The organism is Streptococcus bouchesdurhonensis (genome assembly GCF_948472335.1).
This window is the reverse complement of record NZ_CAOKTW010000004.1, coordinates 16,064-25,291: the sequence shown is the minus strand read 5'-3', so window position 1 is coordinate 25,291 and position 9,228 is coordinate 16,064. Positions and strand designations below refer to the sequence as shown.

At 38.9% G+C, this 9,228-nt stretch carries 25 protein-coding genes; 23 read left to right on the top strand and 2 right to left on the bottom strand.

The genetic code is table 11. The features are described 5' to 3' along the window. The first annotated feature begins 38 nt into the window (after nt 1–38). Nucleotides 39–191: a hypothetical protein gene (locus tag QMQ21_RS07510; protein ID WP_001284486.1), complete on the top strand. Its 153-nt coding sequence runs from the start codon at nt 39–41 to the stop codon at nt 189–191. Here the strand turns inward: QMQ21_RS07510 and QMQ21_RS07505 are convergent, their stop codons facing one another. Then, the gene (locus tag QMQ21_RS07505; RefSeq protein WP_001058504.1) at nt 192–386 is read right to left on the bottom strand and encodes a hypothetical protein; all 195 of its coding nucleotides are present in this window, start codon (nt 384–386) and stop codon (nt 192–194) included. 63 nt (nt 387–449) lie between these two features. Here QMQ21_RS07505 and QMQ21_RS07500 point away from each other — a divergent pair, with 63 nt between their 5' ends. Both QMQ21_RS07500 and QMQ21_RS07495 read left to right on the top strand, forming a co-directional pair. Continuing rightward, on the top strand, nt 450–710 hold the full coding sequence (locus tag QMQ21_RS07500) for a hypothetical protein (protein ID WP_138701073.1): 261 nt from the start codon (nt 450–452) through the stop codon (nt 708–710). A gap of 47 nt (nt 711–757) precedes the next feature. Continuing rightward, entirely contained in the window at nt 758–1,471 is a 714-nt protein-coding gene (locus tag QMQ21_RS07495) for an ORF6C domain-containing protein (RefSeq protein WP_050207546.1), read from the top strand. Between the two features lie 218 nt (nt 1,472–1,689). Here QMQ21_RS07495 and QMQ21_RS07490 read toward each other — a convergent pair whose 3' ends face one another. Beyond that, nucleotides 1,690–1,914: a hypothetical protein gene (locus QMQ21_RS07490; protein WP_000040988.1), complete on the bottom strand. Its 225-nt coding sequence runs from the start codon at nt 1,912–1,914 to the stop codon at nt 1,690–1,692. Nucleotides 1,915–2,030: 116 nt separating this feature from the next. Here QMQ21_RS07490 and QMQ21_RS07485 point away from each other — a divergent pair, with 116 nt between their 5' ends. The 20 genes from QMQ21_RS07485 to QMQ21_RS07390 all read left to right on the top strand — a co-directional run bounded on the left by QMQ21_RS07485 (nt 2,031) and on the right by QMQ21_RS07390 (nt 9,186). Continuing rightward, nucleotides 2,031–2,174, top strand: a complete 144-nt coding sequence (locus tag QMQ21_RS07485; protein ID WP_000389586.1) for a hypothetical protein — start codon at nt 2,031–2,033, stop codon at nt 2,172–2,174. Between the two features lie 104 nt (nt 2,175–2,278). Continuing rightward, on the top strand, nt 2,279–2,569 hold the full coding sequence (locus tag QMQ21_RS07480) for a hypothetical protein (protein ID WP_000398533.1): 291 nt from the start codon (nt 2,279–2,281) through the stop codon (nt 2,567–2,569). Nucleotides 2,570–2,580: 11 nt separating this feature from the next. Then, nucleotides 2,581–3,300, top strand: a complete 720-nt coding sequence (locus QMQ21_RS07475; RefSeq protein WP_261814188.1) for a hypothetical protein — start codon at nt 2,581–2,583, stop codon at nt 3,298–3,300. A gap of 11 nt (nt 3,301–3,311) precedes the next feature. After that, entirely contained in the window at nt 3,312–3,635 is a 324-nt protein-coding gene (locus QMQ21_RS07470; RefSeq protein WP_138700862.1) for a hypothetical protein, read from the top strand. 12 nt (nt 3,636–3,647) lie between these two features. After that, on the top strand, nt 3,648–3,944 hold the full coding sequence (locus QMQ21_RS07465) for a hypothetical protein (protein WP_000391808.1): 297 nt from the start codon (nt 3,648–3,650) through the stop codon (nt 3,942–3,944). Further along, on the top strand, nt 3,937–4,752 hold the full coding sequence (locus QMQ21_RS07460; RefSeq protein WP_138700863.1) for a phage replisome organizer N-terminal domain-containing protein: 816 nt from the start codon (nt 3,937–3,939) through the stop codon (nt 4,750–4,752). Before QMQ21_RS07465 ends, QMQ21_RS07460 begins: the two co-directional genes overlap by 8 nt. Further along, nucleotides 4,740–4,898 (top strand): hypothetical protein, encoded by a 159-nt coding sequence (locus QMQ21_RS07455; protein ID WP_000511763.1) that lies wholly within the window; start codon nt 4,740–4,742, stop codon nt 4,896–4,898. The genes QMQ21_RS07460 and QMQ21_RS07455 overlap by 13 nt, the downstream gene beginning before the upstream one ends. Further along, entirely contained in the window at nt 4,892–5,662 is a 771-nt protein-coding gene (locus QMQ21_RS07450) for an ATP-binding protein (protein ID WP_000228207.1), read from the top strand. Before QMQ21_RS07455 ends, QMQ21_RS07450 begins: the two co-directional genes overlap by 7 nt. Before the next feature lie 14 nt (nt 5,663–5,676). Next, nucleotides 5,677–5,871, top strand: coding sequence for a hypothetical protein (locus QMQ21_RS07445; protein WP_000470300.1), 195 nt, complete (start codon nt 5,677–5,679; stop codon nt 5,869–5,871). Next, entirely contained in the window at nt 5,871–6,098 is a 228-nt protein-coding gene (locus tag QMQ21_RS07440) for a hypothetical protein (RefSeq protein WP_031236483.1), read from the top strand. The genes QMQ21_RS07445 and QMQ21_RS07440 overlap by 1 nt, the downstream gene beginning before the upstream one ends. An 86-nt stretch (nt 6,099–6,184) precedes the next feature. Next, complete coding sequence (ssb, locus tag QMQ21_RS07435; RefSeq protein WP_000609557.1) at nt 6,185–6,580, top strand: single-stranded DNA-binding protein; 396 nt, start codon at nt 6,185–6,187, stop codon at nt 6,578–6,580. A 15-nt stretch (nt 6,581–6,595) separates the two neighbouring features. After that, nucleotides 6,596–6,763: a hypothetical protein gene (locus QMQ21_RS07430; RefSeq protein ID WP_000233205.1), complete on the top strand. Its 168-nt coding sequence runs from the start codon at nt 6,596–6,598 to the stop codon at nt 6,761–6,763. Next, entirely contained in the window at nt 6,750–6,941 is a 192-nt protein-coding gene (locus QMQ21_RS07425) for a hypothetical protein (protein ID WP_023938752.1), read from the top strand. Before QMQ21_RS07430 ends, QMQ21_RS07425 begins: the two co-directional genes overlap by 14 nt. Next, the gene (locus tag QMQ21_RS07420) at nt 6,931–7,236 is read left to right on the top strand and encodes a hypothetical protein (RefSeq protein WP_261814187.1); all 306 of its coding nucleotides are present in this window, start codon (nt 6,931–6,933) and stop codon (nt 7,234–7,236) included. The genes QMQ21_RS07425 and QMQ21_RS07420 overlap by 11 nt, the downstream gene beginning before the upstream one ends. 157 nt (nt 7,237–7,393) lie before the next feature. Next, the gene (locus QMQ21_RS07415) at nt 7,394–7,654 is read left to right on the top strand and encodes a DUF1372 family protein (protein WP_138701077.1); all 261 of its coding nucleotides are present in this window, start codon (nt 7,394–7,396) and stop codon (nt 7,652–7,654) included. After that, nucleotides 7,651–8,142, top strand: a complete 492-nt coding sequence (locus tag QMQ21_RS07410) for a MazG-like family protein (RefSeq protein ID WP_001093849.1) — start codon at nt 7,651–7,653, stop codon at nt 8,140–8,142. The genes QMQ21_RS07415 and QMQ21_RS07410 overlap by 4 nt, the downstream gene beginning before the upstream one ends. After that, nucleotides 8,139–8,561, top strand: coding sequence for a YopX family protein (locus tag QMQ21_RS07405; protein WP_000187974.1), 423 nt, complete (start codon nt 8,139–8,141; stop codon nt 8,559–8,561). The genes QMQ21_RS07410 and QMQ21_RS07405 overlap by 4 nt, the downstream gene beginning before the upstream one ends. Further along, on the top strand, nt 8,558–8,794 hold the full coding sequence (locus QMQ21_RS07400) for a DUF3310 domain-containing protein (protein WP_023933950.1): 237 nt from the start codon (nt 8,558–8,560) through the stop codon (nt 8,792–8,794). Before QMQ21_RS07405 ends, QMQ21_RS07400 begins: the two co-directional genes overlap by 4 nt. Continuing rightward, on the top strand, nt 8,787–8,963 hold the full coding sequence (locus tag QMQ21_RS07395) for a hypothetical protein (RefSeq protein ID WP_171039873.1): 177 nt from the start codon (nt 8,787–8,789) through the stop codon (nt 8,961–8,963). Before QMQ21_RS07400 ends, QMQ21_RS07395 begins: the two co-directional genes overlap by 8 nt. Continuing rightward, nucleotides 8,953–9,186: a helix-turn-helix domain-containing protein gene (locus QMQ21_RS07390; RefSeq protein WP_249274382.1), complete on the top strand. Its 234-nt coding sequence runs from the start codon at nt 8,953–8,955 to the stop codon at nt 9,184–9,186. The genes QMQ21_RS07395 and QMQ21_RS07390 overlap by 11 nt, the downstream gene beginning before the upstream one ends. Nucleotides 9,187–9,228 lie beyond the last annotated feature (42 nt).

The window sequence follows — 9,228 nt, the reverse complement described above, 5'->3', positions numbered from 1 at the left end:
TAGCAAAAAGGAGAGAAAAATAGAAAGGAGAGGAAGATATGGCAAATAAGGGATTTAAAAATAGTTACATCGATAGAAAAAAATTAAGTAGTAGTCTTAAAACACTGATGACTCAACAAGCTATTGAAAGAGCAGAGCTTGCTGAGTCTCAGCGTAAGGAACTTGAAGAATTTCTCAAGGATCTGCTTTAATTACTTAGAGCCACGTCGCCATTGCTCGTCAAGCATGTCCGCTTGTTGATCGAGTAGTACATTGACAGTATCAATTACTTGAAAAGTGACATCATCTACTTTTTCGTGATTATCAGATAATGTCGCAATGAGTAATTTAATCTTGTCTTGCCCTAAGTCAACCATCACATCGAATGGATTTTGTTCATTATTCATTACATCACCCCCTTTCTGCTTTTATTATAGCAAAAAGGGGAGAAGAATAGGAAGGAAAGAGATATGAGCAACCTATCAAAAAATTTACTACCAATTCAAAATTTAGAAATTAAGATAGATAGCGACTCTAGTATTCCACGAGTTATTTTGAACGGGGTTGATTTTCAAACAGAAGATATTTGTCTTCAAGGTATCAAGATAATTTGGGAAACAAAGAAAGATGAAGTGCCAGAGACACTTATTCAGGTTGATTATATAAATAACCGTGAAGCGCCTCATATAGTATCTGTCAAACAGTCGTTTAAAAATACTTTACTTAAATAGCTCTGGCGAGTTTTATTTTCATTATACCAAATTTAGAAAGGAACTTTATGAACGAAATTTTTAATTTTCACGGGCAGGAAGTCCGTACTTTGACAATTGATGACGAGCCTTGGTTTGTCGGGAAGGATGTAGCGGATATCTTAGGATATGCTAAACCTCTGGACGCAATTTCTCGGCACGTTGATGAAGATGACTCCGTGAAATACGGACTCACCGATAATCTAGGACGAACACAAAATACTATTATCATCAACGAATCTGGTCTCTACTCTCTTATCTTATCCAGCAAGTTGCCTCAAGCTAAGGAGTTCAAGCGCTGGGTGACATCAGAGGTCTTGCCAGCTATTCGTAAGCAGGGCGGATTTATTCGCGAGGATTTGGACGAGGATGCTTTTATCGCTCTCTTTACTGGACAGAAGAAATTGCGTGAGCAACAGACTAGCATGTTGGAAGATATCGACTACCTCAAGAGTGAGCAACCGATTCATCCAAGCTATGCTCAGTCGCTCCTGAAGAAGCGTAAGGCTAGGGTTGTGGCTTGCCTGGGTGGCATTGATAGCCCAGCTTATGCGGATAAGATTTTTGCTCAGTCGGTATTTAGACAAGCTGAGATTGACTTTAAAGACCACTTCAACATTAGTCGCTATGACTTGCTACCCAAGAAGCATGCGGATGCCGCTCTAGCTTACTGGATGACGTGGGAGCCAAGCACCAATACCAAGATGAAAATCATGGAACTGAACGCATTTAGTCAAGCGTAGGGAGGGAAAGAAAATGAGACCAAGACGATATCCGTATAGTGGGAAAAGAAAAAAGCAATCTGATAGACAGATCGCTAAGTTAAAAAGAGATATTGATGTAAATCGTACAAATATATCATCTTTAAAATTCGTTATAGAAACTTTAAGTAACCATCAGATTGCTAAGTTAAAAAGAGATATTGATGTAAATCGTACAAATATATCATCTTTAAAATTCGTTATAGAAACTTTAAGTAACCATCAGAATTATCGATAACTTGATAACCTTGAGCAGTTGCTTCTTCGATAATTTCAGTTTTAGACATTTCAAAATCAGATAACTGAATTACTGCGCTAGGTTTATCAGTAGTCGACTCTGAAAAATTAGATAATAGAATATTATCGAGATTTTCCCAGGTTAGTTTCTTAACAACGTGGTTTGGCTTATGGCTAAGCTTACTCATTTTTTGAACCTCCTTTCTGTTAAATTTTTGACTAAAACGGGAGAGATATTAGTCAAGAGTATTATAGCAATTTAGGAGGATATTACATCAGTCTCAAGACCGATATAGGAGGTTAAATGGAAGACAAAATCATCGAACTTGCTGATTACTTCATCAGTGAATCTACAACGTACAGAGAAGCTAAAATAGCGTGTGAGAAGCTATTTAGACAAGTCAGCCATGAGATAGAACTCAGAGCGCTGGAAAGTAAAACAGTTTGACAACAACGCAAAAAAGCACCTGACGGCAATCAGGCGCATACTAAAACAATTTAAACCATTATATCACAAAAATGCTTGCCCGCATAGTTGAGAGGATGTAGAAAATGGAAGGTATAACGTTACAATTACGATTAGACGGCGAAAGTGCTGAATTGTTCACAAATCAATTATTGGCTTTTGCTGAAAAGCAGGTCAAGGAGCAGTTAGAGAATGATCGCATGCCAATCAATCAACAGGCTTTGATGGAGAAGTTTGGCTTCACTCATAGCTATATTAAGAAGTTAGAACGTAAAGGATTGAGATTTCGTAAGCAAGGGAAATATATTATGTACGATATTAATGATGTTTATGAGATTTTGGAATTAGAGAAAGAAGTACGAAAATTAAGAGCATAAGGAGAGAGAAGATGAATAATAAAAAAGCATACAAACATAAGATGAAAAAAGAGAATAGACCAGGTTTGCGAAATTTCTTTGAAAGATATGAGCACGAAGATGAAAATCTTAAAAAAATTGTACAAGATTTATCCAACGAGAAATTTAATCCACTTGACAAACCAAATGATTACAACGGTTCATTTGGTCATGATTTTATGTCGATAATGTGGGCAACTTTGCTTATTGATATTTTAAAAAATCTTAGAAAAGAAGTTTCGTCTTCTGCCAGTGATTTAGATTTAAAACTTGGATTTAAAGGATATCCGATGGCTAGTATTGTAAATACTCAGACAAAACCAACCAAAAAGAATGTAAAAATACTTAGCAAAATATTTGATAGAATGCATATTCTGTTTCCTGAAGAAACAAAACGAGCAAGAGAAAGAGAAAGCTTAGATAAATACATTGATGTGAATGAAATTTTACAGAGAACATTGTTACTTCATGGATTTAATGAATCCGCTAACGCTCTCAAAAATTATGAGAACGAAATCGATTCAGAACTAGAATCCGATGAACAAACAGAGACTGATAATAGAATTATGTCTAACATCTACGAACTAGTTATAAGTGATACCATTATTCAGTTTAACGAAGATGACACAGTGCTTAGTGTATTGAAGAAAATAAAAGAACAGACAAATTTGAAGTTTGAAGTTTTTGAAACACTGAAAGAAAAAGTTATTTAGGAGATTAAAAAATGTTTGAACCACCGATTTTAGACCAGATTATGGGTGTTGGAGCTTTGCTGATTGGATTTGCAGGGGCTTATCGTCATATCAAATTGCAAGAGGAGCGTAAGGAAAAAGAAAGACGAGAAGAGCAAGAATTTGCGTCTATGATTATCCAAGTGCGTAATCATGCATACGAACGTGGTAGAGAGGACAAATGGCAAGAAATTCGCAAGAATATTCGTAGAGAGTTCAAGGGTTTCACCTACGACAACGAACCGCCTGTAGGATTGCGCCCTGAGCCGTTAGCTTTGCCAGAACCTAAACAGTCTGCAATCAGACTTTTGTCATGATGAGGTCAGGAAATGGAAGAATTGATTGAATCGCTGGATAACCTGATTATGATTGTTAAAGAACTGGAAGGAAGGGAATCAACTTCAAGACATTTTATTACGACATGGGAAAACGATTATAAAAATCTATTACTAGTCAAAGAATACCTAACAGACTATAAAAAACTAGCTAAGGACTATCGTGATGTGGAGCTTAAAAATAAGCTGCTAAAGATTGAAAAAATGGAGCTGGAAGGCAGGTACATCTATGAGGATATGCGAATGAAGTATCGCGCTAACCGTAGGAAGTGGGGTGCTAGGTATGTCTGAAATTAAGTGGATAAAAATCACAACCGATATTTTTGACGATGAAAAGATTTGCCTGATTGATGCCTTGCCTGATCCTGATGCCATCTTAGTGATATGGTTCAAGATTTTGACACTTGCTGGAAAACATAACAGTAATGGTTTGTTGATGATGACTGATAAGGTTCACTATACAGATGAAATGTTAGCTACTATTTTTCGTAGACCATTGAATACAGTAAGAATGGCTATTGGAGTTTTTGAACAGTTTGGGATGATTGAGATTATCGATGGTATTATTAGCTTGCCAAATTGGGAAAAACATCAAAACGTTGACGGAATGGAGAAAATAAAGGAACAGACACGCAACCGTGTAGCCAAATACCGTAAAAAACAGAAAAATCTTGCTCTTGGTAACGTTACAGGTAACGTTACAGTAACGGACGGTAACGCACTAGAAGAAGATAAAGATAAGAATAAGAATAGATTAGATAAAGATAAGAATAAGAAAAGAATAACTACTACTAATAGTAGTGGTGGTCAAGAAAATATCTTAGAACTTTTTCAATCTGAATTTCGTAGGCTCTTATCTGGATTTGAAATTGAAGAAATCAACCATCTCCTAAATGAGAATGATGTGGATTTGGTGAAAGAAGCACTGAAGACTGCTATTAACTCAGGAAAGCCGAACATCAAATATATAGGTGGGATTTTAAGAAATTGGCAGATGAACAATGTTACCACTGTTGAACAGGTTCGTCAATCAGAGAAAAAGAATAAGGATAAGAATAAGAAAGAAGAACAGGAGGCCAAGGACGAATGGGGATACTAGAACTAATTGAACAATTCGAGATTGACTATTATCCGTTAAGCTACGAGAAGAAAACTCTTTTAGCAGACCAACCAATTCATCAAGTGGTTGCATGCTTGTCTGAAATGGCTAGCTGGCATGAATGTGGAGGTCGTCTGTCATGGTAGACAATGTGTTTGAGGAGATTGCCTTATCTTATCACAGGAATACAGAACAACAAGATGAGTTTTGCGAAAAGCATAACATTCCTTTGATAAAGATATTGCGGACTGAGAGTGTTGTATGCCGCATGTGTGAATCTGAGCGGATCCATGAGGAGAATCAAGCAAGAGTGAATGAACTGGCCGACGCTGAGAATGAGCGAGAGAGGAAATACTATCTTGAGAAGTTTTCTCTTTATGATGAAGTTTTGAAAAATGCGACTTTGGACAATTTTGAAACACCAACCGAAAAAGAAGCGGAAAAGCTAGCTTTTGCAAAGAGGATTTGTCGTGAGTGGTCTGAGGGTGCTAGGAACAACATCGTGCTACAAGGAGAAGCTGGAACTGGTAAGAGCCATTTGGCCTTTGCGATGGTTAAGGCTCTATCTGAGTACACGAAAGAGATTGCGATTTTTATCAATGTGACGGACTTGTTGATGAAGATTAAAGCTGATTTTAGTCAGGAAGAGTTTCTGGTCAATAAAATTGCCAGTGCTAAGTTCTTGGTTTTGGATGATTTGGGCATGGAAAAGGATAGTGAGTGGTCGTTTACTATCCTCTACAATATCCTGAATAAGCGTTCAAATACAATCATTACCACCAATTTGACTTCTGCTGATATTCAGAAAAGATATGGCAGACCCTTTATGTCCAGACTGATGAAGGGGGTGGATAAAGACCATTTGATGGTTTTCAACGACTTGACAAACAAGCGGAAGCACTATTTTTAGAACGGAGGTGGCTGATGTTTATTTTAAAGCATGGGACACGAGAGGATAAGCCGTTTCTGATGTCCGCTGTTATCGGTGTGACTGGCTTGGATATTTCGTGTTCTGAGGAGAAGAAAGCCATGCGGTTTGTTTCTAGGGCGGCAGCCTTACAGGTTGGAAAGGCTTTGAGGGGTTCCTTTGGGAACTTTTACCCTGTCGAGGTGGAGTGATGTTAGAGCTTTACTTCGTCTACAACGGGCACTGCAAGTTTTACCTTGGGAGGTTTGACAATGTCGATGATCTCATTGAGCAGATGGAAGACCATCAGTGGGCTTTCTCGGCTATCACTCATCCAAGGTTTCAGAAGCACATTGGTCAGCGGACGACACGGTTTGACTACGGTTCTAAGGATTGTTACTATTTAGCGACTTTTTCAGGAGGAGAAGAAAATGATTGAACTTATTAAAGAATTTGGAATGGCTATTCTGTGGTTATTTCTCGGCTATTTAATCGGAGAACGTGCAGCAAGAAAGGAAAAGAAAGATGATCAATAATGTTACGTTAGTGGGGCGCTTGACGAAAGACCCTGAATTAAAATATACGCCGTCGAATGTGGCGGTTGCTACCTTTACGCTGGCGGTCAATCGGAATTTCAAGGGAGCTAACGGCGAGCGAGAGGCGGACTTCATCAACTGTATGATGTGGCGCAAGCAGGCGGAGCTATTCGCAGAATGGTGCAAGAAGGGCAATCTGGTCGGTGTGACGGGTCGCATCCAGACAAGGAACTATGAGAATCAGGAGGGGCGCAGGGTCTATCTGACTGAGGTGGTCGCAGATGGTTTTGAGCGACTTGAAAAGCGTGATGATACAGCTAACCGTTCGAATATTGAGGAACAGATGCCAGGATACGCCCTTGAGGAAGATGATTTTCCGTTTTAGTGGGAGGTAAGAAATATGGTTGGAGTAACCTATCAGGAAATTCATCTCTTTGTTGAGTTTTTGAAAAAGCAGTATGGGCAAGGGCGTCCAGACTATATTGAAGCCCTGAACGACTTAGACGGTATGGCGGAAGTCTCCTATAGAGAAGCTATTGAAAGATTTTTAGACGATGAATTACGATAAACAGGTAGTAATCGAAGGACTGAAACGTACAATTGAGCAAAATGAAGAGAAGATAATCGAGTATTCGAAACCGTGCGATGCACGCAAGAGACGGATTAGAGCGCTGGAGCGCGATTTGTTGAAGAAAAAGAATAAAGAATTAAGAGGGAAAGTGGAGGAGTTGGAAGATGAAATATAAAGTGACAGAATACCATTCAGATTTTCAAGAAGAACAGACTGGCACTTGCGAATTGTGTTTTGGTACAGCGTGGGTTGAAAATGGTTCAATAACGGTTGAAGATGAAAATGGAACTGAAACAGAAATTTATTTAACTGTTTGGGATTGGGGCGATTACGACACAATCTACATTGATAATGTGGTTAATTTCTCAGCTTGGTTGCAAGAAAGGGAGGTTAACCCAATCGTTGAAGAAACCGAACCTTGGTCGTGGTTGCATGAATTGGTAGAAAAATATAATGAGGAGGTGGAGTGATGAGCCTTACGCTAAATAGCACAATTCGAGACTTAGTTTTGGCAATCGGAGAAGTTATCGTGGGTTCTGATGGTAAAACCACTACAGCGATACTGGAGATACCTGATCAAAGCTTTTACTTAGAGATTGAGCTTAAATTGAAGGAGGAGGTCATAGATTGAAACGTTTTATCGCAATCTGGATTCTGGTATCTGCTGGACTAAACATCTGGCAGATGGACAGGATTGCAGAACTAGAAAAGAAAAAGCCGATGGTTATCTACAAGGCGGATAACGCAGGCGCTGAGATTTTCGGTAAAGTCGTCGAGAAAGGACGACACGGCAAATTATACACGCTTACGATTCGTGACTACGGGGTGTTTGTGGTTACGAAGGACGTGTATGAGAAAGTGAAAGTTGGGGATGAGGTACTACTATGAACACACTAGAAAAAGTCAAACAATGGTTTATTGACCGTGATTTAGAAAACGGTGGACGACTAGACAAGCAGTCATTAAAACTTAGCGAAGAGTTCGGTGAGTTGTGCGCAGGCTATCTCAAGAAGAATGAGAAGCTGACCAAGGATAGCATTGGAGATTGCGCAGTCGTGATTGTCGGTCTGGGATTGTTGAGCAAAGTGGATTTGGATAGTATTTTTGAAGAGTCGAAGAATGTTAGAAAGAACGATATTATGACATCATTCGCGTACGCAAATACATGTATTAGCAACATTCAAACAGAACAACATCTGAAACTTATGACCTTACGTATAAAATCATTGACTCTATTGATTGGTCATCTAAAATCAATCAGCAAGTCGCTAGGTTATGATTTTGAAGAGTGTTTTGAACTGGCATACCAAGAAATCAAAGATCGCAAGGGTCGTTGGATTGATGGCAGCTTTGTGAAGGAGGAGGATTTGGCATGACACCAAAATTTAGAGTGTGGGATAGCGTAGAAAAGAAATTCGTAGAACATTTTTTTATCACAGATAACGGCTTGATTTGCAACATGGAAAAACCAACATCGGACTCCAAACTTCTTATTCCTATCGAAAAGTCAGAATTGATCCTCATGCAATCAACAGGACTCAAGGATAAGAACGGGGTGGAGATTTTCGAGGAGGATGTGGTTTCTAGGAATAGTGGAATGCCCAGCGTAGTCAAATTTGGTAAATGGATTTATGAGGAAGATTTTGGATATAAAATAAAAAATATCGGGTTTCACCTTAATTCTAGTTATGATGATGAATGGTTTCAAGCTATGGACTATGAAGATATTCGCAAGAATTATGAAGTCATTGGCAATATCTACGAAAACCCAGAACTTTTGGAGGATAAGGAATGAACCCAGAAATAATTGACAATATAAACAAACCAAGCCACTACCAAGGTGCAAACGGTCTTGAGGCTATCGATGTTGTGCATAACTTCGTTGGGAACCTTTCCGGAGCGTCTGCTTTCTTTTGGGGCAACGCAATCAAGTATATGTTACGGTTTCAAAAGAAAAACGGTCTGGAAGACCTGAAGAAAGCACGCAAGAACCTTGATTGGCTGATTGAGGAGATGGAGCATGAGTGAATACGCATTGTATGAAGGCGACACCTTTATTACCATGGGGACGCTTGCGGAAATCAGCAAAGAAACAGGAATTGCCGAGAGGATGTTGAAGTATTACACTTTTGCATCTACACAAAAACGCCATCCGAATGGTAGGGCAGTCATAAAGATTGAGGTGGATGATGAATGATAAATTAAATCCAAGACAAGCAAGTAGGTTTGCTTTCTTGCTAAAGCAAAAACGTAAGGAAAGGAAGTTGTCACAAGAAAAGTTAGCAGCTAAACTAGGCTATAGTCGCTACCTGATTGCTAAATGGGAGAAGGAGGAAAGTGTACCGAATATTTATAATGTAGAAGATATCTGTACTTACTTTGCTTTTCCTGCTGATATTATTCTCGGGAGTAGGGCATGAAAAAAGCCAGCACAGCTGACTCCTCATGGTATGGTTTCGCAT

Bases quoted from the DNA above. Each gene is read 5' to 3' on its own strand.
- QMQ21_RS07405 (WP_000187974.1), top strand. From the start codon at position 8,139: ATGACACCAAAATTTAGAGTGTGGGATAGCGTAGAAAAGAAATTCGTA.
- QMQ21_RS07390 (WP_249274382.1), top strand. From the start codon at position 8,953: ATGATGAATGATAAATTAAATCCAAGACAAGCAAGTAGGTTTGCTTTC.
- QMQ21_RS07445 (WP_000470300.1), top strand. From the start codon at position 5,677: ATGTTTATTTTAAAGCATGGGACACGAGAGGATAAGCCGTTTCTGATG.
- QMQ21_RS07440 (WP_031236483.1), top strand. From the start codon at position 5,871: ATGTTAGAGCTTTACTTCGTCTACAACGGGCACTGCAAGTTTTACCTT.
- QMQ21_RS07500 (WP_138701073.1), top strand. From the start codon at position 450: ATGAGCAACCTATCAAAAAATTTACTACCAATTCAAAATTTAGAAATT.
- QMQ21_RS07400 (WP_023933950.1), top strand. From the start codon at position 8,558: ATGAACCCAGAAATAATTGACAATATAAACAAACCAAGCCACTACCAA.
- QMQ21_RS07410 (WP_001093849.1), top strand. From the start codon at position 7,651: ATGAACACACTAGAAAAAGTCAAACAATGGTTTATTGACCGTGATTTA.
- QMQ21_RS07460 (WP_138700863.1), top strand. From the start codon at position 3,937: ATGTCTGAAATTAAGTGGATAAAAATCACAACCGATATTTTTGACGAT.
- QMQ21_RS07480 (WP_000398533.1), top strand. From the start codon at position 2,279: ATGGAAGGTATAACGTTACAATTACGATTAGACGGCGAAAGTGCTGAA.
- QMQ21_RS07475 (WP_261814188.1), top strand. From the start codon at position 2,581: ATGAATAATAAAAAAGCATACAAACATAAGATGAAAAAAGAGAATAGA.
- QMQ21_RS07505 (WP_001058504.1), bottom strand. From the start codon at position 386: ATGAATAATGAACAAAATCCATTCGATGTGATGGTTGACTTAGGGCAA.
- QMQ21_RS07455 (WP_000511763.1), top strand. From the start codon at position 4,740: ATGGGGATACTAGAACTAATTGAACAATTCGAGATTGACTATTATCCG.
- QMQ21_RS07470 (WP_138700862.1), top strand. From the start codon at position 3,312: ATGTTTGAACCACCGATTTTAGACCAGATTATGGGTGTTGGAGCTTTG.
- QMQ21_RS07425 (WP_023938752.1), top strand. From the start codon at position 6,750: ATGAATTACGATAAACAGGTAGTAATCGAAGGACTGAAACGTACAATT.
- QMQ21_RS07395 (WP_171039873.1), top strand. From the start codon at position 8,787: ATGAGTGAATACGCATTGTATGAAGGCGACACCTTTATTACCATGGGG.
- ssb (WP_000609557.1), top strand. From the start codon at position 6,185: ATGATCAATAATGTTACGTTAGTGGGGCGCTTGACGAAAGACCCTGAA.
- QMQ21_RS07430 (WP_000233205.1), top strand. From the start codon at position 6,596: ATGGTTGGAGTAACCTATCAGGAAATTCATCTCTTTGTTGAGTTTTTG.
- QMQ21_RS07495 (WP_050207546.1), top strand. From the start codon at position 758: ATGAACGAAATTTTTAATTTTCACGGGCAGGAAGTCCGTACTTTGACA.
- QMQ21_RS07490 (WP_000040988.1), bottom strand. From the start codon at position 1,914: ATGAGTAAGCTTAGCCATAAGCCAAACCACGTTGTTAAGAAACTAACC.
- QMQ21_RS07465 (WP_000391808.1), top strand. From the start codon at position 3,648: ATGGAAGAATTGATTGAATCGCTGGATAACCTGATTATGATTGTTAAA.
- QMQ21_RS07485 (WP_000389586.1), top strand. From the start codon at position 2,031: ATGGAAGACAAAATCATCGAACTTGCTGATTACTTCATCAGTGAATCT.
- QMQ21_RS07510 (WP_001284486.1), top strand. From the start codon at position 39: ATGGCAAATAAGGGATTTAAAAATAGTTACATCGATAGAAAAAAATTA.
- QMQ21_RS07420 (WP_261814187.1), top strand. From the start codon at position 6,931: ATGAAATATAAAGTGACAGAATACCATTCAGATTTTCAAGAAGAACAG.
- QMQ21_RS07450 (WP_000228207.1), top strand. From the start codon at position 4,892: ATGGTAGACAATGTGTTTGAGGAGATTGCCTTATCTTATCACAGGAAT.